General features: G+C 38.8%; 25 protein-coding genes. 15 read left to right on the plus strand and 10 right to left on the minus strand.

The window, feature by feature from the left end; all coding sequences use genetic code 11:
* Positions 1-339: 339 nt before the first annotated feature.
* The 7 genes from gyrA to dnaA form a co-directional block, all read right to left on the minus strand.
* Complete coding sequence (gene gyrA, locus ACIQCE_RS04900; protein WP_400493849.1) at positions 340-2,832, minus strand: DNA gyrase subunit A; 2,493 nt, start codon at positions 2,830-2,832, stop codon at positions 340-342.
* A 229-nt stretch (positions 2,833-3,061) separates the two neighbouring features.
* A complete protein-coding gene (gene gyrB / locus ACIQCE_RS04905) occupies positions 3,062-4,978 on the minus strand; it encodes a DNA topoisomerase (ATP-hydrolyzing) subunit B (protein ID WP_353854101.1) in 1,917 nt (638 codons plus the stop codon).
* 55 nt (positions 4,979-5,033) lie between these two features.
* Positions 5,034-5,279: an extracellular matrix regulator RemB gene (gene remB, locus ACIQCE_RS04910; protein WP_353854102.1), complete on the minus strand. Its 246-nt coding sequence runs from the start codon at positions 5,277-5,279 to the stop codon at positions 5,034-5,036.
* A 17-nt stretch (positions 5,280-5,296) separates the two neighbouring features.
* Positions 5,297-6,409, minus strand: coding sequence for a DNA replication/repair protein RecF (gene recF / locus ACIQCE_RS04915; RefSeq protein WP_353854103.1), 1,113 nt, complete (start codon positions 6,407-6,409; stop codon positions 5,297-5,299).
* A 16-nt stretch (positions 6,410-6,425) separates the two neighbouring features.
* The gene (yaaA, locus tag ACIQCE_RS04920; protein ID WP_353854104.1) at positions 6,426-6,641 is read right to left on the minus strand and encodes a S4 domain-containing protein YaaA; all 216 of its coding nucleotides are present in this window, start codon (positions 6,639-6,641) and stop codon (positions 6,426-6,428) included.
* Positions 6,642-6,791: 150 nt separating this feature from the next.
* Positions 6,792-7,928: a DNA polymerase III subunit beta gene (gene dnaN, locus ACIQCE_RS04925; RefSeq protein WP_400493850.1), complete on the minus strand. Its 1,137-nt coding sequence runs from the start codon at positions 7,926-7,928 to the stop codon at positions 6,792-6,794.
* Between the two features lie 196 nt (positions 7,929-8,124).
* Positions 8,125-9,465: a chromosomal replication initiator protein DnaA gene (gene dnaA, locus ACIQCE_RS04930; RefSeq protein WP_400493851.1), complete on the minus strand. Its 1,341-nt coding sequence runs from the start codon at positions 9,463-9,465 to the stop codon at positions 8,125-8,127.
* A gap of 622 nt (positions 9,466-10,087) precedes the next feature.
* Here dnaA and rpmH point away from each other — a divergent pair.
* The 11 genes from rpmH (at position 10,088) to ACIQCE_RS04985 (ending at position 20,400) form a co-directional block, all read left to right on the plus strand.
* On the plus strand, positions 10,088-10,222 hold the full coding sequence (rpmH, locus tag ACIQCE_RS04935; RefSeq protein WP_008360908.1) for a 50S ribosomal protein L34: 135 nt from the start codon (positions 10,088-10,090) through the stop codon (positions 10,220-10,222).
* 78 nt (positions 10,223-10,300) lie between these two features.
* A complete protein-coding gene (gene rnpA, locus ACIQCE_RS04940; RefSeq protein WP_400493852.1) occupies positions 10,301-10,660 on the plus strand; it encodes a ribonuclease P protein component in 360 nt (119 codons plus the stop codon).
* 158 nt (positions 10,661-10,818) lie between these two features.
* Positions 10,819-11,601: a YidC family membrane integrase SpoIIIJ gene (gene spoIIIJ, locus ACIQCE_RS04945; RefSeq protein ID WP_353856643.1), complete on the plus strand. Its 783-nt coding sequence runs from the start codon at positions 10,819-10,821 to the stop codon at positions 11,599-11,601.
* Positions 11,598-12,221 carry an RNA-binding cell elongation regulator Jag/EloR gene (jag, locus tag ACIQCE_RS04950; RefSeq protein WP_400493853.1) on the plus strand — a complete coding sequence of 208 codons (624 nt, stop codon included), beginning with the start codon at positions 11,598-11,600 and terminating at the stop codon, positions 12,219-12,221. The genes spoIIIJ and jag overlap by 4 nt, the downstream gene beginning before the upstream one ends.
* Before the next feature lie 404 nt (positions 12,222-12,625).
* A complete protein-coding gene (gene mnmE / locus ACIQCE_RS04955) occupies positions 12,626-14,005 on the plus strand; it encodes a tRNA uridine-5-carboxymethylaminomethyl(34) synthesis GTPase MnmE (RefSeq protein WP_400493854.1) in 1,380 nt (459 codons plus the stop codon).
* An 18-nt stretch (positions 14,006-14,023) separates the two neighbouring features.
* Positions 14,024-15,910 carry a tRNA uridine-5-carboxymethylaminomethyl(34) synthesis enzyme MnmG gene (mnmG, locus tag ACIQCE_RS04960; protein WP_400493855.1) on the plus strand — a complete coding sequence of 629 codons (1,887 nt, stop codon included), beginning with the start codon at positions 14,024-14,026 and terminating at the stop codon, positions 15,908-15,910.
* A gap of 13 nt (positions 15,911-15,923) precedes the next feature.
* Entirely contained in the window at positions 15,924-16,643 is a 720-nt protein-coding gene (gene rsmG, locus ACIQCE_RS04965; protein WP_400493856.1) for a 16S rRNA (guanine(527)-N(7))-methyltransferase RsmG, read from the plus strand.
* A 105-nt stretch (positions 16,644-16,748) separates the two neighbouring features.
* Positions 16,749-17,624 carry a nucleoid occlusion protein gene (gene noc / locus ACIQCE_RS04970; RefSeq protein WP_400493857.1) on the plus strand — a complete coding sequence of 292 codons (876 nt, stop codon included), beginning with the start codon at positions 16,749-16,751 and terminating at the stop codon, positions 17,622-17,624.
* A 129-nt stretch (positions 17,625-17,753) separates the two neighbouring features.
* On the plus strand, positions 17,754-18,581 hold the full coding sequence (locus ACIQCE_RS04975; RefSeq protein ID WP_400493858.1) for a YiiX/YebB-like N1pC/P60 family cysteine hydrolase: 828 nt from the start codon (positions 17,754-17,756) through the stop codon (positions 18,579-18,581).
* A gap of 210 nt (positions 18,582-18,791) precedes the next feature.
* Positions 18,792-19,553: a sporulation initiation inhibitor protein Soj gene (soj, locus tag ACIQCE_RS04980; protein WP_008360890.1), complete on the plus strand. Its 762-nt coding sequence runs from the start codon at positions 18,792-18,794 to the stop codon at positions 19,551-19,553.
* Positions 19,546-20,400 carry a ParB/RepB/Spo0J family partition protein gene (locus ACIQCE_RS04985; protein WP_353854114.1) on the plus strand — a complete coding sequence of 285 codons (855 nt, stop codon included), beginning with the start codon at positions 19,546-19,548 and terminating at the stop codon, positions 20,398-20,400. The genes soj and ACIQCE_RS04985 overlap by 8 nt, the downstream gene beginning before the upstream one ends.
* Before the next feature lie 26 nt (positions 20,401-20,426).
* Here ACIQCE_RS04985 and yyaC read toward each other — a convergent pair whose 3' ends face one another.
* The gene (gene yyaC / locus ACIQCE_RS04990; RefSeq protein ID WP_353854115.1) at positions 20,427-21,053 is read right to left on the minus strand and encodes a spore protease YyaC; all 627 of its coding nucleotides are present in this window, start codon (positions 21,051-21,053) and stop codon (positions 20,427-20,429) included.
* A gap of 72 nt (positions 21,054-21,125) precedes the next feature.
* On the opposite strand from yyaC, the gene ACIQCE_RS04995 reads away from it, so the two are divergent.
* Positions 21,126-22,154 (plus strand): YkvI family membrane protein, encoded by a 1,029-nt coding sequence (locus ACIQCE_RS04995; RefSeq protein ID WP_400493859.1) that lies wholly within the window; start codon positions 21,126-21,128, stop codon positions 22,152-22,154.
* Positions 22,155-22,207: 53 nt separating this feature from the next.
* Here the strand turns inward: ACIQCE_RS04995 and ACIQCE_RS05000 are convergent, their stop codons facing one another.
* Positions 22,208-22,618: a hypothetical protein gene (locus ACIQCE_RS05000; protein ID WP_400493860.1), complete on the minus strand. Its 411-nt coding sequence runs from the start codon at positions 22,616-22,618 to the stop codon at positions 22,208-22,210.
* 18 nt (positions 22,619-22,636) lie between these two features.
* The gene (locus ACIQCE_RS05005) at positions 22,637-23,956 is read right to left on the minus strand and encodes a hydrolase (protein WP_400493861.1); all 1,320 of its coding nucleotides are present in this window, start codon (positions 23,954-23,956) and stop codon (positions 22,637-22,639) included.
* 293 nt (positions 23,957-24,249) lie between these two features.
* On the opposite strand from ACIQCE_RS05005, the gene ACIQCE_RS05010 reads away from it, so the two are divergent.
* The 3 genes from ACIQCE_RS05010 (at position 24,250) to rpsF (ending at position 26,170) form a co-directional block, all read left to right on the plus strand.
* Positions 24,250-24,456: a DUF951 domain-containing protein gene (locus ACIQCE_RS05010; RefSeq protein WP_353854119.1), complete on the plus strand. Its 207-nt coding sequence runs from the start codon at positions 24,250-24,252 to the stop codon at positions 24,454-24,456.
* A gap of 217 nt (positions 24,457-24,673) precedes the next feature.
* Complete coding sequence (gene ychF / locus ACIQCE_RS05015) at positions 24,674-25,774, plus strand: redox-regulated ATPase YchF (protein ID WP_400493862.1); 1,101 nt, start codon at positions 24,674-24,676, stop codon at positions 25,772-25,774.
* 108 nt (positions 25,775-25,882) lie between these two features.
* On the plus strand, positions 25,883-26,170 hold the full coding sequence (rpsF, locus tag ACIQCE_RS05020) for a 30S ribosomal protein S6 (protein ID WP_353854121.1): 288 nt from the start codon (positions 25,883-25,885) through the stop codon (positions 26,168-26,170).
* Positions 26,171-26,183 lie beyond the last annotated feature (13 nt).

Genomic DNA, 26,183 nt, shown 5'->3' on the forward strand with positions numbered 1-26,183 from the left:
CTCGTCAGTTTGACTGACTACCTATGATGTATCATAGGATTTTTTATCAAATCTCGAATGAACAGGTACGTTTTGTCTTGTTTAGTTTTCAAAGAACTTGTTGGTCACTCTCTCAAAGCGACCACTTAAATATATCATATTTTTCTATCAACAGTCAATATTTTTCTCAAAAAAATAATTTGTTTTTTAAGAAGTTTTGCTGTGAAAGAGATGAAAAATAGGAGCCTCAATTTGCTCCTTTGAAAGATTAACATATATCTATGAAAAAAGCATTATAAAATTCAAAAAAAGTGGTGTTTTTTCAAAAATAATAAAGCCGGCTCGTGACCGGCTTTATTTTCACTCAAATTGCTCTTGATCTGCTTGTGAAACTTCTTCTATATTTTCATCATCATCTTCTGATTTTTCTACTAATGCTACCGTTGCTACATGCTCGTCATCATTTAGACGGATCAGACGTACACCTTGAGTGACTCGACCTGTTGTGGAGATATCTGAAACGGCCATTCGAATGATAACACCGCTCCCTGTAATAATCATCAAATCTTCTTCAACTTCAGCATTGGTCGCCTTCACTGCGACAAGCTGACCATTGTTATCGGTGATCTTACATGTTTTGAGACCTTTACCTCCACGGCTTTGAACACGATATTCTTTTTCAGGCGTCAATTTACCATAGCCTTTTTCGGTAACGATCAATACGTTAGCATTTGGTTCAAGGATTTCCATTCCAACGACAATGTCACCTTCAGAAAGTGTAATCCCTTTTACTCCAGCTGCCATACGCCCCATTTCTCGGACGTCAGTCTCATGGAAACGAATTAGCATGCCTTTTTTCGTTCCAATGATAATTTGTTTTTCTCCATTCGTTAAACGAACTGCCATCAGTTCATCTTCATCACGAAGACTCAGTGCAATGAGACCATTGTTTCGAATGTTTGCAAATTGAGACAATGACGTTCGTTTAGATACACCGTGTCTCGTTGTAAAGAAGAGATAAGAATCTTCATCGAATTCACTGACTGGAATAATAGCGTTAATCCATTCTCCTTTTTCTACTTCAAGAAGGTTGATGATCGGAATCCCTTTTGCAGTCCTTCCGAATTCAGGAATCTCATATCCTTTGGCACGATATACCTTCCCTTTATTAGAGAAAAAGAGAATTGTATCATGGGTGGACGTCGAGATCAACTGTTCAACGAAATCATCCTCGTTGGTCCCCATTCCTTGAACGCCTTTGCCGCCTCTTTTTTGACTGCGGTATGTAGAAGAAGGGAGACGCTTGATATAACCATTATGAGTTAGTGTAATGACAATGTTCTCAACAGGAATCAAGTCTTCGTCTTCAATCGTTTCAATACCTGCTGTTACGATTTCAGTTCGTCGGGTATCATTGTAGCGTTCTTTGATTTCCGTTAATTCTTCTCTAATGATCTCAAGAACTTTCTCATTATCTGCTAAAATGGCTTTCAATTCAGCAATCAAGTCGACAAGTCCTTTGTATTCATCTTCTATCTTTTCTCTTTCCAAGCCTGTGAGACGCTGGAGTCGCATATCGAGGATGGCTTGTGCTTGTTTTTCAGTCAAGCTATAGTTTTCCATTAGACCATTTCTCGCAATTTCAGCAGTTTGAGAATTTCTAATTAAAGAGATGACTTCATCTAGGTGATCAAGTGCAATTCTCAAGCCTTCTAAAATATGAGCTCTTGCTTCTGCTTTACGCAGCTCATACGCCGTTCTTCGGCGAATGATCACTTTCTGATGCTCAAGATAGTATTCAAGACATTGTTTCAGTGATAAGACCTTTGGTTGTCCATCAACAAGCGCCAATAAATTGATACCAAATGAGGTTTGAAGTGCCGTCTGTTTATAAAGGTTGTTTAATAAAACATGGACATTCGCATCTCTTCTCAACTCTATGACAATACGCATACCATTACGATCTGATTCATCACGCAAATCTGTAATGCCATCAATCTTTTTATCACGTACAAGATCAGCAATTTTTTCAATCAAACGGGCTTTGTTAACTTGGTACGGAATTTCATTGATAACAATGCGCTGTTTACCGCTAGATGTTTCCTCAATGGTCGATTTCGCTCGTACCGTAATAGAACCGCGCCCTGTTTCATACGCTTTCCGAATTCCACTTCGACCAATGATTTGTCCAGCTGTTGGGAAATCTGGGCCTGGGATGATATCCATTAGCTCCTGTGTTGTTATCTCTGGGTTTTCGCTGATAGCCAATACCCCATCAATCACTTCACCTATTTGATGCGGTGGAATATTTGTCGCCATTCCTACAGCAATTCCTGTCGCTCCATTGACCAATAGGTTTGGAAATCTTGCAGGCATAACGATTGGCTCTCTCTCACTGCCATCGTAGTTATCTTGATAATCAATGGTATCCTTTGTGATATCACGAAGGATTTCCATTGAAATCTTAGATAGCCGTGCTTCGGTATAACGCATAGCCGCAGCTCCATCTCCATCGACTGAACCAAAGTTCCCGTGTCCATCAACTAACATATAGCGATAGTTAAAATCTTGCGCCATACGAACCATTGCTTCATATACTGCACTATCACCGTGAGGGTGGTACTTACCGATAACTTCTCCGACAATACGTGCAGATTTCTTAAATGGCTTATCGCTTGTCATACCAAGGTCATTCATCGCATACAAAATTCTTCGATGTACTGGCTTCAATCCATCTCTTACATCTGGTAATGCACGCGAGACAATAACACTCATTGCATAATCTAAAAAGGATGTACGCATTTCTTGACTGATATTCACTTCGCGTACATTTGGTGTATGTTGTTCACTCACTATAAAGAACCTCCCTTTACGTATCACATGAAATAAATTCTGTGGGAGTAAAATATGTATTTATCTTCACAAGACTATTCTCCATTATATCAATAATCTTGGCTTTATACACATTTATTTACGAGAAAATCAGCGAAACGTGGAAAACCAGGAAATTAGTTTCACAGTCATAATTCTTGAAAAACAACCTTATTCCAAACAAGAAATAAGGTTGTTCTTCAAGCCTGTCTTAAATATCAAGGTTTTTCACGTATTGCGCATTTTCTTCGATAAAGTTTCGTCTCGGCTCTACTTTATCTCCCATCAGCATTTCAAATGTCTCATCAGCATCGATCGCATCTTCAAGCGTTACTTGAAGAAGTGTTCTCGCCTCAGGGTCCATTGTTGTTTCCCAAAGCTGAGTAGCATTCATCTCTCCAAGCCCTTTATAGCGCTGAAGCCCAGGTTTCGGCGTCTGAGGCAGTGTCTTTAAAAGCTCATCTAGCTGTTTGTCGTTATACACATACTCCACACGTTTTCCTTGTTGCACTTTATATAAAGGCGGCTGTGCAATATACACATAACCATTTTCGATAATTTCACGCATATAGCGATAAAAGAATGTTAAGAGCAGCGTCCGAATATGGGCACCATCAACATCAGCATCTGTCATAATCACAACTTTGTGATAGCGAGCTTTCTCTAAAGTGAAGTCTTCACCAATTCCAGTCCCTAACGCTGTAATCATAGAGCGTACTTCATTGTTAGATAAAATTTTATCTAGTCGTGCTTTTTCAACGTTTAGGATTTTTCCTCTTAAAGGTAAAATCGCTTGGAAGTGACGATCACGTCCTTGCTTAGCAGATCCACCCGCAGAATCTCCCTCTACGATATAGAGCTCAGAGATAGATGGATCTTTAGAAGAACAGTCAGCCAGTTTTCCAGGTAAGCTAGAGACTTCCAGCGCACTTTTACGTCTTGTTAGCTCACGTGCCTTTTTGGCGGCCATTCTTGCACGAGCTGCCATGAGTCCCTTTTCAACAATTTTCTTCGCAGAATCAGGATTCTCCAGTAGGAATTTTTCAAGTGCTTCTGAGAAAAGAGAGTCTGTAATCGTTCTTGCTTCTGAGTTCCCAAGCTTTGTCTTCGTTTGACCTTCGAATTGAGGGTTTGGATGTTTAATCGAGATAATCGCTGTTAAGCCTTCTCGCACATCTTCACCGCTCAAATTCGAGTCTCCATCTTTGAACACGCCATTTTTACGAGCGTAATCATTGATAACGCGAGTAAGACCCGTTTTGAAGCCGGCTTCGTGTGCCCCGCCTTCGTATGTGTTGATATTGTTTGCGAAGGAATAAATATTGCTTGTATAGGAAGTGTTATACTGTAAAGCCACTTCTACAGTAATCCCGTCTTTTTCACCTTCGATATAAACAGGTTCTTCATGAACCACTTCTTTCGAGCGATTTAAATGTTCAACATAGCTCTTGATTCCGCCTTCGTAGCAATATTCATTTTTCCGTTCCTGGCCTTCACGCAAGTCTTCAATGATGATTTTAACACCTTTTGTTAAGAAGGCTAACTCACGCACACGATTGGCAAGTGTGTCGTAATCAAATTCAATGGTTTCAGTAAAAATTTCTGGATCTGGTACAAAATGAGTTGTTGTACCTGTCTTATCCGTTTCACCAATGACCTTTAAATCTGCAACTGGAACCCCGCGTTTAAATTGCTGATAATGAATTTTTCCATCACGATAAACTGTGACATCTAATGTTGTAGATAAAGCATTTACAACAGATGCACCCACACCATGCAGACCGCCAGATACTTTGTAACCGCTGCCGTCAAACTTACCGCCAGCGTGAAGAACAGTCATAATCACTTCTACCGCAGGACGTCCCATTTTTTCATGAATCCCAACAGGAATACCGCGGCCATTATCTTTCACTGTAATGCTATTATCTTTTTCAATTTGCACTGTAATTTCTGTACAATACCCAGCTAGTGCTTCATCAATACTGTTGTCCACGATTTCCCATACAAGATGGTGAAGTCCTTTTGCATTGGTTGCCCCAATGTACATTCCTGGACGTTTTCTAACAGCTTCTAGTCCTTCGAGCACCTGTATCTGATTTTCATCATAAATATTATGTTGCTGTTCCATTGCCACGTACATTCACCTACACTTTTCTTAAACGATATTTATATGAATTGAACTTTTAGACTTCAATTTCAATTACAAATGAAGCACGTTTTTTGAGCGTGCTTGAGGAAAGAGGAGAGTAATAAATCGATTCAGTTGTGACGACAATGGATTTGGGCGTCCCTTGTGACAACGAAATGATTTGTTCCTTTTGTTTTTGAAGAAATTCTTCTACAACAGAAGATGATCTCATTTTGTAATCAACAATTGCAACAATCTCTCGTGTGGACACAACACAATCATCACCTAAATGAATATACAAGACTCACACCTCATTTATCAGTCAATTACATTTCCACTGGCTACTCTGAAAATTTCTGCTTCTTTCAGTGTGGCGTGATCAATTCCTTCAACACTTGTTGTGGTGACGAAGGTCTGTACACGTCCCTGAATCGTATGGAGCAAATGAGACTGTCTGTAATCATCAAGTTCAGATAGTACATCATCGAGTAGAAGAATCGGGTATTCGCCAATTTCCTCATGAATCAGATCAATTTCTGCAAGTTTTAGTGAAAGGGCTGTTGTTCTTTGCTGCCCTTGAGATCCATATGTCTGAACATCTCGACCATTCACAAAAAAAAGAAGGTCATCTCTGTGAGGTCCCCACAGTGTCACTCCTCTGTCTATTTCTCTGTCTCTTAGTTTCTGAAACGACTCTTCATAGCTATTCTTTATGTTCGACAAGTCTGACGCTTCTGATACCTCTATAGCTGTGTGGTATTGGAGGGTGAGTGTCTCTAACTCTCTAGAAATCCCCAAATGCAATGGCTGTGCCCATTTTTCAAGCTGTTTCGTAAAGGTAAGTCGTCTTTTGACAACTTTCGCTGCCGCATCTATCAGCTGCTCTGTTAAAACCTCCAGCATCGCTTGATCCGTCTGCTTTCTTGTTTGCAATTGTTTCAAGTAATGATTTCGCTGAGAGAGGATTTTCTGATAGAGCGATAAATCATGCAAGTAGACTGCAGAGACTTGTCCAATCTCCATGTCGAGAAATCTCCTGCGGATCTGCGGACTGCCCTTCACAAGGCTCAAATCCTCCGGTGCAAACATGATGGTGTTTAATGCTCCAACATAATGACTGAGTTTCTGTTGTTCAATGTGATTGATCTTTCCCTTTTTCCCTTTTTTGGAGATCACGAGCTGCATGGGGAGTGGACCATTTTTCTTGATGACTCTACCTTCTATTTTAGCATAGTCTTGGTCCCATCGGATAAGTTCTTTATCATTTGACGTACGATGAGATTTTGCCATCGACAATACATAGATCGCTTCCATCAAGTTCGTTTTACCTTGAGCGTTCTCACCGATCATGACATTGACTTTATTGTCGAATTGAAGTTCGGTGTGTTCATAGTTTCGGTAGGAAGTTAACGCCAGACTTTGAATGTACATGTATTGTCACCCGTTTCTAATTCACAACTTGAAATGTGCCATAGCCTTCAATCGTGACAACATCCCCTGGGTATAATTTGCGTCCTCGTCTATTATCCGGCTCTTGATTAATGATTACCTCATGTTCACTTAAAAACCATTTTGCCATTCCGCCAGATTGGATGACTTCGGCTAATTTCAAAAACTGCCCTAATGTAATCATTTCTGTTTCAATGGTTATAAGATTAGGCATTTTATCGACCTCTTTCAATATCACTAATATCTAATTGTACTAAAAAACAAGACAAGAAGGAAAGGGGGAAAGCGAACTGGGATAAAAGAAAGCATGGATAACGAGAAGAAAAGCTGCTGTGCAGTCACACAGCAGCAGGTTTGGGTCAAATTAATACGTTCTCACTGGAAGGATCAATTGCAAGATTGAATCATCATTTGGCGTGCGTAAAAGAAATGGTCTCATTGCACCAGTGAAGCTTACATGAATATCTGTTCCCTCTAATACTTTTAAGGCATCTAGCATATACTTCGGACTAAAGGAAATTTTTAGATCTTCTCCCTCAATTTTATCTGCTTGTACCGTTTCAACAACTTTACCAATTTCAGGTGAATTAGAAGAGATTTCAAGACTTTGAGTAGCATCTGCAGAAAGCTTCACGACGTTATTACGTCCTTCTCTCGCTAAAAGTGATGCACGATCAATGGCTTGTAAAAAATCTTTCGTGTTCACAATCACATCTGTTTTGCTTTCTTGCGGGATCAAACGTGCCGTATCAGGATAATTGCCATCAAGCAATCTTGAGAAAAACAAGACGTTTTGTGCTTTAAAGAGAATTTGCGTCTCAGTAATAACGATGTTCACAAGATCTTGTCCATCATCAAGAATTTTACTTAACTCTGTTAAACTTTTTCCAGGAATGACCACATTGTATGATTTTTCTTCGTTCATATCTAACTTCGCTTTTCTTAAAGCAAGACGGTGACTATCAGTTGCGGTGCATATTAATTCACCTTTTTCAACCTTCCAGTTTACACCTGTCAAGATAGGTCGTGTTTCTGAGGTGGACACTGCAAAAACGGTTTGGCGAATTAAGTTTTTTAGTAGATCTGTTGGAATCTGAAACGCATGATGCTCTTCAATTTGCGGCAGATGTGGATATTCCTCTGCATCTAAGCCATTTAAATGAAATTCTGCTGAACCAGAACGAATACTCGTCAAATGGTTTTGTTCTACTTCAATTTCGACTGTAGACATTGGTAACTTTTTAACGATTTCGCTAAAGAAGCGAGCCTGCAACACAATACTTCCTGGGCGATCAATTGTAATCACTTCTAAATCTCCATCTCTTTGAGAAATAAAGGATTCAATTGAGATGTCAGAATCACTTCCTGTAAAAGATACCCCTTCATCAGATGCGACAATCTTAATCCCTGTCAGAATTGGAATAGTGGTCCTAGAGGAGACAGCCTTTAATACATCCTGGACACTTTCAACAAGGCGATCTTTTTGAATCGTGAATTTCATAGTGGTCCTCCTAAATTTTCGTCATGACATTGATATATATTTATTTAATATAAAATCGTAGAAGTAATAGTAGGGCCTGTGAGTATGTGGATAAGTCGGTAAAAAGAAAGGAAAGACAGTCTATCCACATGTGGACAGACTGTGCATGACCCTGCTGAAGTTATTCACATTTTCCCATACTATCATATCAGTTTGTTTATTTTAATTGTTCTTTAATTTCTTTCACATGCTGCTGAAGCTGTTCATCTTCAACAATTAACTTTGAAATTTTCTCATGTGCATGAATGACAGTCGTATGATCACGTCCGCCAAATTCCTCTCCGATTTTTGGTAGAGAGGAATCTGTCATTTCTCTAGAGAGATACATGGCAATTTGTCTTGGATAAGCAACTGATTTTGTACGTTTCTTCGCTTTGAAATCTTCTAATCTAATATTAAATTGCTGCCCTACAATTCTTTGAATATCTTTAATCGTGATCATCCTTGGTTTTGATGAAGGAATGATATCTTTTAGGGCTTCTGCTGCTAAATCAGCATTGATGTCTTTATTAATTAAAGATGAATAAGCTACTACACGAATTAAAGCACCCTCTAGCTCACGAATGTTGCTGTCAATTTGATTAGCAATATAAAGCATCACTTCATTCGGTATATCTAAGCCTTCTGCCTTTGCCTTTTTTCGTAAGATGGCAATCCGCGTTTCTAAATCTGGCGGGGTAATGTCTGTGATTAAGCCCCATTCAAAACGAGAGCGCAATCTGTCTTCAAGTGTCGGAATTTCTTTTGGCGGCCGATCACTAGAAATGACGATTTGCTTACTTTCTTCGTGAAGTGTGTTAAATGTATGGAAAAACTCTTCTTGAGTTTGTTCTTTTCCTGCTAAAAATTGAATATCATCTATCAAAAGCACATCTACATTCCGATAGCGATTACGGAAATCGACAGCTTTGTTGTCTCGGATTGAGTTGATAAATTCGTTTGTGAATTTTTCAGATGAAAGGTAGACCACCTTTGCAGATGGATTATGGTCAATGACGTAATGACCAATTGCATGCATTAAGTGGGTTTTTCCTAAACCAACTCCCCCATAAATAAAGAGCGGATTATATGCTTTTGCTGGTGCTTCAGCCACTGCAAGTGAAGCTGCATGAGCAAAACGGTTTCCTGAACCAATCACAAATGTGTCAAATGTATATTTTGGATTCAGCATATTTTGTGGAATTTCAACGGGTTCTTCTTTAGACATTTTTTTGATAGGAGACTTCGGCATTGCTTCCTCTTCGTCCTGATTTTGAGGAATAATAAACTTGATGCTGAGCTCTTCACCTGTCAGTTCATAGATGGTATCTGCAATTAAGTGAAGATACCTTGACTCCAGCCAGTCTCTAGCAAATTCATTAGGTGCAGTAATTGTAAGCGTATCTCCTTGAAGAGAATGGGCTTTTGTCGATTTCATCCATGTTTCAAAGCTAGGTTTGCTCAATTTTGTCTCAATTTTTTGGAGTGCTTTGTTCCACAGATCCAAAATATTTTCCATAAGGCCTCTCCCCCCTCCTTTTCTGTTTAAAATGACCAAGGTTAAACTGTTATAGAACACGAAAAAAAGAAAATGTCATCACCATTCGTACACATACTTTGTTGAAAACAATTAATATAGTAGAAAAACGTCTTTTCGACAAATCACACAAGCTGTGGATAAAAAATTCAACAGGCTGTGCAATAACTTTCCACAGGTTATCCACAGATTGTGGATAACATAAATGAGTCGGATAAGTAATTAAGAGTTAAAACACAAATATAATATCAAAATAAACAAGATGGTGCAATGGGTGTCGCAAACTTATCCACACACTTTACATCCTGTTGAAAAATAATTATCCACATCAGTTATTTGTGTGAAAAAAATGTCGATAATGGATGTGGATAGTCTAAATATGCCGGAAAAATATCCACACCTTTGTTTTAAAAGATTTTTTGATGAAAAAAGAGAATCATCATAATGAAATCTGAAAAAAAGAAGGTTTCTTCACTTGATAACTTGTGTTATGCTTATAAGGTTGATAATAAGGATTTTATCAGTGATATTGACAATTGATGGGTTACACAAATATAATGAGTTAGACTGTCTTAAACAGCTATTCCTCAGGGAGGTGTCATAAATGAAAAGAACGTTTCAACCAAATAACCGTAAGCGTAGTAAAGTTCATGGCTTCCGCAGCCGTATGAGTTCTAAAAACGGACGTCTAGTTTTAAAGCGACGCCGCAGCAAAGGTAGAAAAAAATTATCAGCTTAGGCCACTGAATAATGTCAGTGGTCTTTTTTACATAAAATCGTAAATGGACTGTCAGTTTTTATCGGAGTGGAAGAAAACATGAAGAAGCGAAACAGGCTAAAAAAAAATGAAGAGTTCCAAAAAGTTTTCAAAGAAGGTCAATCAATGGCAAATCGTCAATTTGTCTTTTACCAACTGGGGCAACCAAATCAAGATGAGCTTCGTCTAGGGCTGTCTGTTAGCAAGAAGATTGGTAATGCAGTGATAAGAAATCGAATCAAACGACTGATCCGTCAAGTGTTTTTAGAGGAAGGTCATAAGTTAAAGCAAGAGAAAGACTATATTGTCATTGCACGAAAACCAGCGAGGGAATTGACCTATGAGGAAACAAAAAAGTCTCTCCAACATTTATTTAGAAAATCTGCCGCTTATAAACAACAACCGAAGAAGTCTTCGTAATAGAAACTGTCGTTGAATCAATTTTTAAAAACGCTTCCTTCATATAGTGAATTCAATTGAAACCAACACTTGATCAAGAAAAAATGTTACCATACTGATTAGGTGAGTTACTTTTATAATCAATTCCAACTTAAATAAAGTTTGTAGTAATGGGAGGAATTTTGTTGAAAAGGCGATTATTACTGATATTTAGCTTAATTGGTGTGTTGGTTCTATTGGCAGGATGTACACAAATCAATGAACCGATTACATCAGATAGTAAGGGGTTTTGGAATTCTTATATTGTTTACCCGCTATCACAATTAATCACGTACATGGCAGATTTGACTGGTGAAAACTACGGTATCGCGATTATTATCGTCACAATTTTAATTCGTTTACTCATTTTACCATTAATGATTAAACAGTTAAGAAGTACAAAAGCGATGCAGGCATTACAGCCAGAATTGAAGAAATTACGTGAAAAATATAGCTCGAAAGATCAAAAAACGCAGCAGCAGCTCCAACAGGAAACAATGGCTCTTTTTCAAAAGAATGGTGTAAATCCATTAGCAGGTTGTTTCCCAATTTTGATTCAAATGCCAATTTTAATAGGTTTCTACCATGCCATTATGAGAACAGCTGAAATTAAAAAGCATACGTTCTTATGGTTTGACTTAGGCAGCCCAGATCCATTATTCCTATTACCAATTATTGCGGGTGTTGCTACTTTCGTTCAGCAAAAGCTTATGATGGCTGGAAATCCTTCAGACAACCCTCAGATGGCAATCATGCTTTGGGTGATGCCGATTATGATTGTTGTATTTGCAATTAGTTTCCCAGCGGCACTTTCTTTGTACTGGGTTGTAGGTAACATTTTCATGATCATTCAAACATTAGTGATCAGAACACCTCAAGTACAAGTTGATACAAAAGAAAAAGCTGGCGGGAGTAAAAAATGAAGGAAATAACTGCTGTCGGTCGTACAATCGAAGAAGCAGTAGATTTCGGACTTAAACAAATTCAGCTACTAAAAGAAGAAGTAGATATAACGGTAGTAGATGAAGGAAATAAAGGGTTTTTAGGGTTATTTGGTAAAAGGCAAGCTGTTGTGAGACTAGTAGAAAAGCTAGATGCTCTAAAATTAGCCACACAGTATTTAGAAAATATTGTTAAGTCTATTGATCCTAAGGCGAAAATCATTTCCTATAAGGAACCGAAAAAGATTTCTTTCCACGTTGATGGAGATAAAACGTCGTTAATGATTGGGAAAAGAGGACAAACATTGTACGCTTTAGAAACATTGACACAGTTAGTGTTTAATCGTTATTCCGATCAGTATCATCATATTACAATTGATATTGGAGATTATAGGAAGAAACGCCAAGAGGCACTTGAACAATATGCCATCAAGACGGCAAATCGTGTTTTAAAAACGAAGAAAAAAGTTCATCTGGAGCCTATGCCTTCAAATGAGCGAAAAGTCATTCATGATACGATTGCTTCGTTTTCCAAAAATCTTGCTACTGCATCGGAAGATACAGGAAGCAAACGTCATGTCGTTGTGTCTTATAAAAAATAGCAAAAAGACTAAGGTTCAGCAAAGCTGGATTTTAGTCTTTTTTTATTGAAAAAAATCTCTTTTAATAGAAGATGTATACTTCATTTCCATAAAGTTAGAGTGTTTTTTGTATTAAAAATGTTATTTTTACCATTTGGTAAAGGTATTAGGGCGTTTAAATTTCTTTCGTTTAGGTGTAAGATGTGAAGACAAGTTGAGAACGTCGTTATTCACATGTGGATAAGTTAAGTGTTAAAATAGACGGGGTGTAAAACTGTGGATAATTAGAGTAGAGATACTTTCGCTTCTTATTCATTTATGGTATCTTTAAATTTTGGATTAAGCGGTTTTGATGTAGAAATGGGCAATGCCCATTTTATGAGATAAAAGACTGTCAATTTAGCAAAGAAAGAGGTGAAGGAGCGGTGGATACAATTGCAGCAATTTCTACACCTATGGGTGAAGGAGCAATTGCGATTATTCGTTTAAGTGGGCCTGATGCGGTACAAATTGCTGACCGGATGTACAAAGGACCTAAGGAGAAAAAACTTATTTCAGTGGATTCTCATACCATTCATTATGGTCATATTGTTGATCGGGGCACTGATCAAGTGATAGAAGAGGTCATGGTTTCCATTTTAAGAGCACCAAAAACATTTACGAGAGAAGACGTTGTTGAAATTAACTGCCATGGCGGAATTGTGACGGTAAATAAAGTATTACAGCTTGCTTTAAGAGAAGGAGCTAGATTAGCGGAGCCAGGTGAGTTTACAAAACGTGCTTTCTTAAATGGAAGAATCGATCTTTCTCAGGCAGAAGCGGTAATGGATTTGATTCGTGCCAAGACAGATCGTGCGATGAATGTGGCTATTAACCAAATGGAGGGGCGTCTCTCTGGGTTAATTAAACGACTTCGAGGCGAAATTTTGGAAACATTGGCACATGTTGAAGTGAATATTGACTATCCTGAGTATGAAGATGTTGAGGAAATGACACATCGAGTCTTAGTTGAAAAAGCGACATCTGTGAAAAAGGAAATTGAATCGTTGTTAACGACCTCACAGCAGGGGAAAATTTTACGTGAGGGCTTGTCCACTGTCATTATCGGAAGACCGAATGTTGGAAAGTCTTCCTTGCTTAATAGTCTTGTACAAGAAACAAAGGCTATTGTCACCGATATCCCTGGAACAACGAGGGATGTCATTGAGGAGTATGTGAATGTAAGAGGTGTACCTCTTCGTTTAGTAGACACTGCGGGTATACGCGAGACTGAGGACATTGTCGAGCGTATAGGGGTTGAACGATCAAGACAGGTCTTAAAAGAAGCAGACCTGATTTTACTTGTGCTTAATTATAGTGAAGAATTATCTGAGGAAGATATAAAGCTTTTTGAAGCTGTCTCAGGGATGGATATCATTGTGATTGTGAATAAGACAGATCTTGAGCCTAAGCTTGATCTAGAAAAGGTTAAGCAGCTTGCAAAGGGTCGACCTGTGGTCACAACATCACTATTACAAGAAAAAGGGATTGATGAGCTTGAAATGGCGATTCAGTCACTTTTCTTTACTGGTTCGATTGAAAGTGGAGATTTGACTTATGTTAGTAATACAAGACATATAGCTCTTCTTCAACAAGCAAAACAATCAATCGAGGATGCCCTTAAAGGGATTGAAATGGATGTACCGATCGATATTGTTCAAATCGATTTAACGCGCTGCTGGGAGCAGCTAGGCGAAATTATTGGAGATGCTGTTCATGAAAGCTTAATTGATCAGTTATTCTCGCAATTCTGTTTAGGAAAGTAAAAGGGAGGAACAAAAGAAATGGGTTATGAAGCTGGCCAATATGATGTAATTGTCGTCGGTGCTGGTCATGCTGGTGTTGAGGCTGCTCTTGCTTCGGCAAGACAAGGGGCTAAAACACTTGTTTTGACAATCAACCTCGATATGGTTGCCTTTATGCCATGTAATCCGTCCATAGGTGGTCCTGCTAAAGGGATTGTCGTCAGAGAAATTGATGCACTAGGCGGAGAAATGGCTCGAAATATAGATAAAACGCATATTCAAATGCGTATGCTGAATACCGGAAAAGGGCCTGCAGTACGAGCTTTAAGAGCACAGGCAGACAAATTTCAATATCAACATGAAATGAAAAAAACAATGGAAAATGAACCCAACCTGACAATGCTGCAAGGTATGGTTGATCAATTAATTGTAGAAGATGATAAGTGTAAAGGCGTCGTGACGCAAACAGGTGCATATTATCGTGCGAAATCAGTTGTCTTAACGACAGGTACTTTCTTGAAAGGGCGTATTATTTTAGGAGATCTTTCTTATTCAAGTGGCCCTAACAATCAACAGCCATCTATTAAATTATCGGATCATCTAGCGGAACTAGGATTCGATTTAGTTCGTTTTAAAACGGGGACACCACCTAGAGTCAATAGCCATTCTATTGATTATAGTAAAACAGAAATTCAACCAGGAGATGATGTACCACGGGCGTTTTCTTATGAAACGGTAGAATATATTACAGATCAATTGCCATGTTGGTTAACGTACACGAGTTTAGAGACACATCAAATTATTGATGAGAATCTTCACCGTTCTCCAATGTATTCAGGTATGATAAAAGGAACGGGTCCAAGATATTGCCCATCCATTGAAGATAAGGTGGTTCGTTTTAATGATAAGCCGAGACATCAAATTTTCTTAGAACCAGAAGGTCGTAATACGCAAGAAGTTTATGTACAAGGCTTGTCTACAAGTCTTCCAGAGGACGTACAGCAACGTATGCTTTCAACTATCCCAGGACTTGAAAAGGTTCAAATGATGCGAGCGGGCTATGCAATCGAGTATGATGCAATTGTGCCGACACAGCTTTGGCCAACGCTTGAGACGAAGAAAATTTCTGGTTTATATACAGCGGGTCAGATTAATGGAACATCTGGTTATGAGGAAGCAGCAGGTCAAGGAATTATGGCAGGAATAAATGCAGGAAGAAAAGCACTTGGTAAAGAAGAAGTCATTTTGAGTCGATCTGATGCGTATATCGGTGTTCTGATCGATGACCTTGTGACAAAAGGGACAAACGAACCTTACCGTTTGCTTACATCTCGTGCAGAGTATCGTCTGCTTTTACGCCATGACAATGCTGATCTTAGATTAACTGAACTTGGATATCAAATTGGATTAATTTCTGAAGAGAGATACCAAGCATTTAAACAGAAAAAACAAGCCATTGAAGCAGAGAAAAAGCGTTTATATTCTGTGATCATTAAGCCTACAGCAGAAACACAAGAATATATTCGTTCACTTGGAGGAAGTGAGCTGAAAGACGGCATTCGGGCAAGTGATCTGTTGAAACGTCCGGAAATGAATTATGAATCTGTTGCAAGATTAGCTCCTGCAGAGACACCACTTGCTTCTGATGTTTGTGAGCAAGTAGAGATTCAAATTAAATACGAAGGTTATATCGAAAAGTCGCTCCAACAAGTTGAAAAACTGAAAAAAATGGAGAATAAAAAGATACCGGATCGAATTGATTATGATGCCATCAAAGGGATTGCAACTGAAGCGAAACAAAAGTTAAAAGAAGTCCGACCGCTTTCTGTTGCACAGGCTTCTCGTATTTCGGGCGTTAACCCTGCTGACATTTCTATTCTTCTAGTGTATTTGGAGCAGGGACGTATTGCGAAGATAGCAGAGTAGAAAGGATGTCGGCATGAACATTGAACAATTTACAGCAGCACTAGAGGAGAAAGGGATATCTCTTACTCCGGTGCAGCTTGAACAATTTGAAAATTACTTCCATATGCTTGTAGAATGGAATGAAAAGATGAATTTAACGTCCATTACAGAAAAGGAAGAAGTGTATTTAAAACATTTTTATGATTCGATTTCGGCAGCATTTTTTATTGACTTTCAAAATGTGACAACGGTTTGTGATATTGGAGCTGGTGCTGGTTTCCCGAGCATTCCACTTAAAATTTGTTTCCCTCATCTACACGTGACCATTGTAGATTCTCTTCAGAAACGAATTACGTTTTTAAATGAGCTAGCAAAAAGGTTAAACATACAAGATAGTACCTTTTATCATGATCGTGCGGAGACCTTTGGTCAACGTAAGGATAAGCGTGAGAGTTATGAGCTTGTCACTGCTAGAGCCGTTGCGCGTTTATCTGTCTTGAGTGAACTGTGCCTGCCTCTTGTGAAAAAACAAGGATTGTTTGTCGCATTGAAAGCATCTGCAGCAGATGAAGAGATGCAAGCGGGTAAAAAGGCAGTAAATGTCCTCGGGGGAGAGATTGTTGAAAAGCATTCCTTTGTTCTTCCTTTAGAAGAAAGCGAACGGAACATCATTGTCATTGAAAAGAAAAAGCAAACACCAAAAAAATATCCTAGAAAACCAGGAACACCTAATAAATCACCAATAGAGGGTTGATCATGTAAAAGGTCGGTTTTTCTTCAATATTTATGATTTTACAGAAGGAAAGAACATGAGAAAATAGAATTATAAAAAGGTAGTTTTTAAAGGTGGTGTAGGTTCATGAAGCATTCACTCTCACGCTTCTTCGGGCTTGGTGACAAAGAACATCCTGAGCGTGAAACCGAATTAGAGGCAGAGATTTCAGAGCATGATACATTAAAGGAAGAGATACAGGAGCTCCCGGTCGACACGATTATGCCTAACCGTTTTCAGCCACGCACCATTTTTTCAGAAGAAAAGATTCAAGAGCTGGCCACGACTATTCATACCCACGGCATTATTCAACCTATTGTTGTCAGACCAACAGAAGAAGAAGGAAAATATGAACTGATCGCCGGCGAAAGACGTTGGAGAGCAGTACAAACTCTTCAATGGGAGAAAATCCCTGCTATTATTAAAGATTTTACTGATACGGAAACGGCATCTGTTGCTTTGATTGAAAATTTGCAAAGAGAAGAGCTGTCTGCTATCGAAGAAGCTCATGCTTATGCACGTCTTTTAGAGCTCCATGATTTAACGCAAGAAGCTCTTGCTCAGCGTTTAGGCAAGGGACAATCGACTGTTGCAAACAAATTAAGACTTTTAAAATTGCCTGAAGAGGTACAACAAGCCATTCTGGAGAAGAAGATATCTGAAAGGCATGCCCGATCGCTTGTGCCTTTGAAACATCCAGAATTACAAGTCGCGCTATTGCAGGAAATCATCGAAAAGCAGTTGAATGTGAAACAAACGGAAGAGCGTGTAGTGAAGATGCTTGAACAAAAAACAGATCGCAAACCGAAGCCAAAACGGAAGGCGTTTAGTCGAGATACAAGAATTGCGATGAATACCATTCGCCAGTCTCTCCATATGGTAGAAGACAGCGGGCTTAAAATAAATACCGAAGAAGAAGAATTTGAGGATTATATCCAATTAACCATTCGGATTCCTAAATAGAAGAAGCTGATGAGCACCACTCGTCAGCTTTTTTTGTATGTATTCACGATATAAATTACAATATTTACTTATTATATATTAATTGGTAAAATATGAATTTAATTAGTAGAAAGGAGGTGACATTAAAAAATGAAAAAGACGACTTTTGCTATTATATGCTATTTACTACTCTCTTTTTCTCTTTTTTCAAATGAACCGGTATTATTTGCTGTGAGTGGTTCAACGAGTGAAAAGGTTCACTCAGGTGATGAAACGATTACGAAGGAAGAACTGGCAGTCCTCAAGAAACAAGGGATGATTGCTAATGATGTGACAATTCATCAATTAACTCAAGATGATGTGTCTAAAGATGATTCAATAGACATGATCGCATCTGATGATGATTTGAAGGGTTATGGCTTGCGACAAAACCAACAGAATCAAATGGTATCTGATGAAAAGCCGCATACGGTCATTCACCTTTTGGGAAAGCCGTATCCTGGTACTGATATTATGCCTAAAAAAGGAGATATATTGGTGACAAGCACTGGTGCTCTTAATGGTTTAATTGGTCATGCAGGTATTGTCATTAATGAGAAGAACTATGTCTCAATTCCTGGCTTTAAACAGCATCCTATTATTGATTCAATCCAAAGCTGGTTTCGTCATAGTGCAAATACGAAGGTGATTCGGATTAACCAAAAGGATAAGGCAGATCTGGCAGGAGATTGGGCGCATGATTATGTGAAAACAAACCCAAAAGCTCGGTATTCCATTACGATGTCTATTCAATCATTGAATCCCACGTATTGTTCAAAGATTGTTTGGCAAGCCTACGCCAAAACAGGTGATGCTGTTGGACATGCGACATTTACAATTAAAGCGCCTTATGGATTTCTTAAAAAGAGAAGCTACAAGACGGTGACACCTAAAATCATTGTCAATGAAGGTCGAAAAATTGGTGGATTAAATTTCTAATATTCATCCCTCACTCCAGTGTAGTGAGGGGTTTTTTTATGTACGTTTTATGATGATATTCTCTACTATTAGAAAAAAGATATATTAATATACTTTTTGTATATTCACCTTGCATGAAGAAACAAAAAAAGCAAACGTTTCATACTTTTTTTGATAGAATAGAAAGTAAGAATGAATGAGAAATTTGTTAAGTTGAAAGTAGGTGACATCGTGGGAAAAATCATAGCAATTACCAATCAGAAGGGTGGCGTTGGGAAGACGACAACTTCTGTTAATTTAGGTGCTTGTTTAGCATACATAGGAAAAAGAGTGTTATTAGTTGACATTGATCCGCAGGGCAATGCCACGAGTGGTATTGGAATTGAGAAGGCTGACGTTGAGAAATGTGTATACGATATTTTAGTTGACGATGCAGATGTGCTTGATGTGATTAAGACGACAGAGGTTGAAAATCTTGATGTCATTCCTGCGACAATACAGCTTGCAGGGGCTGAAATTGAGCTGGTGCCAACCATTTCACGCGAGGTGCGATTGAAGAGGGCACTTGAATCTGTGAAGCAAAATTATGATTATATGATTATTGACTGCCCGCCATCACTCGGATTACTGACGATTAATGCGCTAACTGCATCCGATTCTGTTTTAATACCGGTTCAGTGTGAATACTATGCGCTTGAAGGATTGAGTCAATTATTAAACACGGTTCGTCTCGTGCAGAAGCATTTAAATACCGATCTTGCCATTGAAGGTGTTCTTTTGACGATGCTTGATGCAAGAACAAATCTTGGGATACAAGTCATTGAAGAAGTGAAGAAATACTTTAGAGATAAAGTCTATCAGACAGTGATTCCGAGAAATGTAAGACTCAGCGAAGCACCTAGTCATGGAAAGCCTATTATCTTGTATGATCCGCGTTCAAGAGGTGCAGATGTCTATTTAGACTTAGCAAAGGAAGTGGATGCGAATGGCTAAAGGTCTTGGAAAGGGGATTAATGCACTTTTTAACAATATAGAGTCGAATGAAGAAACGGTTGAAGAAATAAAATTAAAGGATTTGCGTCCTAACCCGTATCAGCCAAGGAAAACATTTGATGATGATGCGTTAGCTGATCTCAAGGCATCAATTAAGCAACACGGCGTTTTACAGCCAATCATCGTTAGAAAGTCGATTAAGGGATATGACATTGTTGCCGGTGAGCGCCGTTTTAGAGCAGCAGAACAAGCTGGTCTTACAACGATACCTGCTATTGTAAGAGAATTTTCAGAAACGCTGATGAGAGAAATCGCTCTTCTAGAAAACTTGCAACGTGAGGATTTATCTCCACTAGAGGAAGCAGAGGCCTATGCTTCTTTGCTAAATCATTTAGGCGTTACACAAGAAGAATTAGCAAAGCGATTAGGAAAGAGCAGACCGCATATTGCCAATCATCTCCGTCTTCTGACCTTACCAGATGAGGTACAACAACTCATTGCTGATGGAACTTTATCGATGGGGCATGGCCGGACATTGCTTAGCTTGAAAAATAAGAAGAAGTTAGCACCTTTGGTGAAGAAAATCGTGGATGAAGGATTAAATGTACGTCAGGTTGAGAAACTTGTACAGCAGTTAAACGAAAATGTTCCACGTGAAACAAAGAAAAAAGAAGCACCAAAGGATCGAGTATTGAAAGAAAAAGAGTCTTTCTTACAAAATTACTTTGGTACTTCGGTTACAATTAAGAAACAGAAGAAAAAAGGAAAAATCGAGATTGAATTTCTTTCAAACGAAGATTTAGAACGAATTCTTGAATTGCTTTCAACAAGAGAAGCATCAGAGTGACCATCTTTATACGAGATGGTCTTTTTTTATAATTTACCGGTGATACTTTGAATGGTTGGAAAGAGTAATCGATTTTTTTCTCTCGTCCAATCCATTTGATCAATGTCATATAAACTTTCAGAAAGTGTGTTTGCCATGGACATGACAAGATGGAGGCGTGTGTTTTGCAGAACGAAGTATTCCATGAAACCGCTCACATTGACGATGCCATTAATATGAATATCTCCTACTTCTGGTAGCTCCTTTTGTACGCCAGCTCCAGGCTTTAACGGCCCATCCCCAATTTGGAAAGAACCTACACTTTTGACTCTGCCTAAACAAGCATCAACAGCTACAATAAATGGATGTTTAAGTGCCTTTTCGATTTCAGAAAGCCTCTCTTTTAAATTCACTGCATGTACTGGATCAGAGAGTGTTCCGTATACGTGAAGCTTTTTTAAATTTAGGCTAGAAAGTTTTGATCCAACAAGTGGACCTAGAGAGTCGCCTGTTGAGCGATCTGTTCCAATACAAACGATAGCAACGGGTCTGTTTCCTGCTTTCTGTAGATGCGAGAATAAAATACTTTTAAGCTGCTCAATGGCGTTTGTATCCGTATGGGACACGTATTCTTTCACCCTATTTTTTAAAAAAAGACCGTTCTTGCTATTCATAGGTCTCACTTCCTTGTCATAGTAGTTAGTATCAGTATACGGAAACAAGCTTAATTCTATACCTATGAGGTGATGATTGTGTGGAAGGCTGGTTCAAGGTGGACGCTTTTAATTTTAGGAAGCTTAATAGGAGCGGGATATGCTTCCGGTCAAGAAATTTGGCAGTTTTTTGGCATTGAAAGCGGACTAGCCATTCTACTGTTTACACTCATGTTTATGTTATCTACCTATGTAGTGCTGAAAATTAGTTATGAGGTGCGTGCCGATCACTTTGTGCCTGTGTTGGAGCGGCTTGTGGGTCCATGGCTGGCTAAGGTGTATGACATTTTAATCGTTCTTTATTTGTTTACGACGACTACTGTTATGATTGCTGGCGGTGGGGTTACACTTGAGATGTATCATGTTCCATTTTGGATTGGAATTGGTGCGTTTTGTCTCTTTTCATTTATCATTTTTTTCTGGGATGTGAAAGGGCTCTTATCTGTGAATGCTTTCATTATACCAATTTTGGTTGCGGGGCTCATCTATGCATTTGTTTTTTATTATATGAATCATGAGCATATGTGGAGGATTGATTTTGGACAACAATATAATTGGCCTGCCAGTATCGTCTTTGCTTCTTTGAATATCTTATCCGTTGTAGCAGTCCTGTCTTCTGTCGGGAAGGAAATGAAAGGGCTTGGAGAAGCAAAGGTTGCGAGTATATTAAGCGGTCTAGTTTTTGGTGTCATTTCTTATGTCTATAATGAAATACTTGTTGATATCTCTGGGAGCCTTGAAGCAGATGGAATTCCATTGTTTACAGTATTAGAGGGGGCTCCTACGTCATTGTTCGTGTTTATGACAGTGGTTCTTTGTCTAGCCATTTATACAACGACAGCAGCAGGGTTGTTTGGGTTATCCAGTCGGATGCTTTCTTTAGTACCATTGCCTCGCTGGTTGATCGTGTTTGTTTTGCTTCTTTTCATGGCGCCTTTGACATCACTTGGATTTGCTGATTTGATTGCCTTTTTATATCCGATCTATAGTTTGTTAAATCTGTATTTACTCGTATGTTTAATGTTGTATCCGATATTAAGCAAAAAGATTTTCTTTCGGTGAAAATACTATATTGATAAAATATAATAAGCACAAACTCTTATCAAGAGATGTGCTTATTTCAATCGAATTGAATCAATGGTGTCTTTGATATCATCATATACAGGTATCTGCTGAAGCCGATGTAAGCGCTCCTCTAGTTCGGCGACGGCTTGTCCTTTCAAATATTGGGACAGGTGCTGTTTGACGATTGTAGTTTGGTTGATCATATCTTCAGTTTTGGACATCTGGCACTCCAATTGCATGCGCACGTTTGCTAATTCGTCATGAAGTCGCAATTTCAGCAGGCGTTTAAGATCTTTTCGCTGACCTTCTCTTCGCATAGCTTGAATGGCTGCTATCTCTTCTGGAGACTGAAATTGCGTCTTAGGCGCAGATTGATTTTCAAACACAGACATTGATCGGCGAGCACTCACATTTTGCATGAAACGCTGTGCGTCACTAGGCGGTTTATTTTGATTGATCAAGTGTCGGCGACTCCTTTCTTAATGTATTCCCATCTGCACGGCAAGGTGCTTATCTGATTTGACATAATCATCCCCCATTGTGTACATATGTCTTGAGAGGGTTGAAAGCTCTTGTTCATAGTCTCTAAGGGTGTACAGGGCATTCAGTTGTTTTTCATGAGAATAGAAGGATGGGTGGTTTTGCTCCATTCGGATTTCCTCTAAAAGTGCTTCCACATCACTATGATTTAATAAATCATAGTGACCAAAGCCGACGAGTCCTTTGAGCTCTTGTTTTACGTGATGGACAGCGTCTTTTACACTTTCATCTATTCCGTCAATTTTCTGAAATATGGATTGTACTTCGTGTTCGATAATACTTTGTAGGTCATAGGATGAATTTTTCAGTAAATGGGATTTTATGATAATTTCAAGACCTTTTTGTGCATATGCACGACCTGTGTGAATTTCTTGTAGTAGCATGGCTGTAAAATTCGTATTGTGCTCAAGCTGTTCTTCTAGAATACGGGCAGCACCATTTGGATGAAATGAATAATCATTTACTTTGAAATTTCCTGAAACAAGTGCTAGAAATGTATTTGTATCAAACGACTCATTCCATTCAATATTCATTGCAGCAAAAGCTGATTTTAAAAAGGTGTCTATTTCTTTTTGTTTGTATTTTACTATTTCTTGAACCGAGCCTTGTTGACGAGTCGGTACAGCATACTTTACTTGTCCAATACCATGATCAAGACGATTGAGTAAACCAACATAATGGTTGGGTTGAATATATTCAGTTAGGATATGCATGTATTTTCCTTGCATGGTCTTTTGCTGGATCGATGGCGAAAGGCTACACCATATATTTGGGCTGTCAAAGGTGATGGCTCTTTTGACTGACGGATGTTCTGTTGCAACATAAGCACAAACAGCACCGGCAAGGGCTTGTCCAGTGAGATAGATACCTGCATTTGGATGCTTCTGACTGACTTGCTCTATGTATTCCTTCCCTTTAAAAAAGACATGATCTTGATTGCCATCAAGGGACTTCCTTTCGATGGGATAGACATAATCTGTTTTTAACAATGAATGCGCCGCAATTTGTATATCTTGAGGTGATTTGACAGTTATTTGATCGGGCATCGGGCAGTGGAAGGCAACAACTAACTCATCGGCATGCTCTTGTTGCATTGTTAAGCCATACAATTTGTGATCTATCTTTAGAAAATCGTGGACAGTGAGTGTCTGTTGACTCATTTCTATTGTATGGTGCTGCTGGTAATTGGTTATATTCCCAGCGTGATCGGATATGATTTTATAGTCTTTATCGGTTAATCTATCCTTTCGTTTGACCATCGTACCTGCTCCCTCACATAACATTTATGCAGATATCATAAATCAAAAAATATGGAAAAACCACAGCGATCTACCAATAAAAACCTTTTGACCTACAGTGTTTGTGACAATATTGAAAAATAGAAGATTTTAAGTAACTTTTGGTCACAAATAAATGATCTAAAAGAAGGGTTTTTTCTATAAAAAAGAATAGGATGAACGATTGAAAGAGGCTCTTTGTTTTGTGCATTGCCCTTCATAGTCGTTTTTTTGTACAATAGATTCAATGAAGTGATCAAGAGAGGTGAAGGCTGTTGGCAGACAAAGCGTTTGGGTTACATGACGTAGTTGAAATGAAAAAACCCCATCCATGTGGTGTTAATCGGTGGAAGGTCATTCGTATGGGCATGGATATTCGGATTAAATGCGAGGGCTGTGGCCACAGCGTCATGATCCCAAGAAGAGATTTCGAACGAAAAATGAAGAAAATTTTAGTCAAGCATGAGGAGCCAACTGTTTAAGCAGGCCTCATGCTTTTTTGATTGATTTTGTATTTTAGGCAGGAGATATATGTGCAATTTATCCTTTTACAACTGTGTTTTGCGTATTTTGTTGATGTTTCTTCTATTAATAATGCATTTTGGTTAGCTTGTCTTTTCATGTAAACCTACTTATAATTGCTTCTAGGTTCATATTACGCAGTTTAACGAGCATGTTTGATATAGAGGAGATGAAAGAATGGCTTTAACAGCTGGTATTGTTGGCTTACCCAACGTCGGAAAGTCAACGTTATTTAATGCAATTACACAGGCTGGTGCGGAGTCTGCTAACTATCCGTTCTGTACCATTGATCCAAACGTTGGGATTGTAGAAGTTCCGGATGAGCGTTTACAAAAGCTAACAGAATTAGTGCAACCGAAAAAGACCGTTCCGACTGCTTTTGAGTTTACTGATATTGCAGGCATAGTAAAAGGCGCTTCTAAAGGTGAAGGTCTAGGGAATAAATTCCTTTCTCATATTCGTCAAGTAGATGCCATCTGTCATGTGGTAAGGGCTTTTGCTGATGATAATATTACACACGTATCAGGTAAGGTTGATCCAGTGTCGGATATTGAAACCATTAATCTAGAGTTGATTTTGGCTGATTTAGAAACGGTTGAAAAGCGTTTGACGCGTGTAAGTAAGCTTGCGAAACAAAAAGATAAGGAAGCAGTAGCTGAATTCGATATTTTAACGAAGCTAAAGGATGCATTTGAAGCTGGGAAGCCGGCCAGATCTGTAGAATTTACAGATGAGCAACAAAAGCTTGTGAAACAGCTTCATTTACTCACTTCTAAACCTGTTCTTTATGTCGCAAATGTCAGTGAGGACGAAGTAACGGATCAAGACGGTAACGAATATGTTCAACAAATTCGTGAATTTGCTTCCGGTGAAAATGCTGAAGTGATCATTATTTGTGCAAAAATCGAGTCTGAAATTGCAGAGCTTGAAGGGGAAGAAAAGCAGATGTTCCTTGAAGAGCTTGGCATCAAGGAATCAGGGTTAGATCAGTTGATCAAAGCGTCTTATTCACTCCTTGGCTTGGCTACGTATTTTACAGCGGGCGAGCAAGAGGTTCGTGCTTGGACGTTTAAAAAAGGGATGAAAGCACCGGAATGTGCGGGAATCATTCATACAGATTTTGAGAGAGGTTTCATTCGTGCTGAAACGGTTGCGTATGATGACTTGTTGGCTGTAGGAAGCATGTCGGCTGCTAAAGAGGCAGGAAAAGTACGCTTAGAAGGGAAAGATTATGAAGTAAAAGACGGAGACGTCATACATTTTCGTTTTAATGTATAGGTTCTTGTCATAGGACAAGAGATTTGTTATAATATACAATTGTGAGTAATATAAATTATTGCTCCTTGCCCGTTTAGGGCCGCTTAGACCAAAAGGAGGTGCAATCAGATGAGAAAGTACGAAGTTATGTACATCATCCGCCCAACAGTTGACGAAGAAACGAAGAAAGCAGTTATCGAGCGTTTCAACAATGTGTTAACTTCTAATGGAGCGGAGATCACTGGAACAAAGGATTGGGGTAAACGTCGTCTTGCATATGAAATCAACGATTTCCGTGAAGGCTACTACCAAATCGTAAACGTTCAATCTGACGCTGTAGCAGTTCAAGAATTTGACCGCTTAGCTAAGATCAGTGATGATATCATTCGCCATATTGTTGTTAAAGAAGAAGAATAAATCATTGAAATAT

Origin of the sequence: Bacillus sp. NPDC093026 (assembly GCF_044754665.1) — a bacterium.
Taxonomy (GTDB): Bacteria; Bacillota; Bacilli; order Bacillales; family Bacillaceae; genus Bacillus; species Bacillus maqinnsis.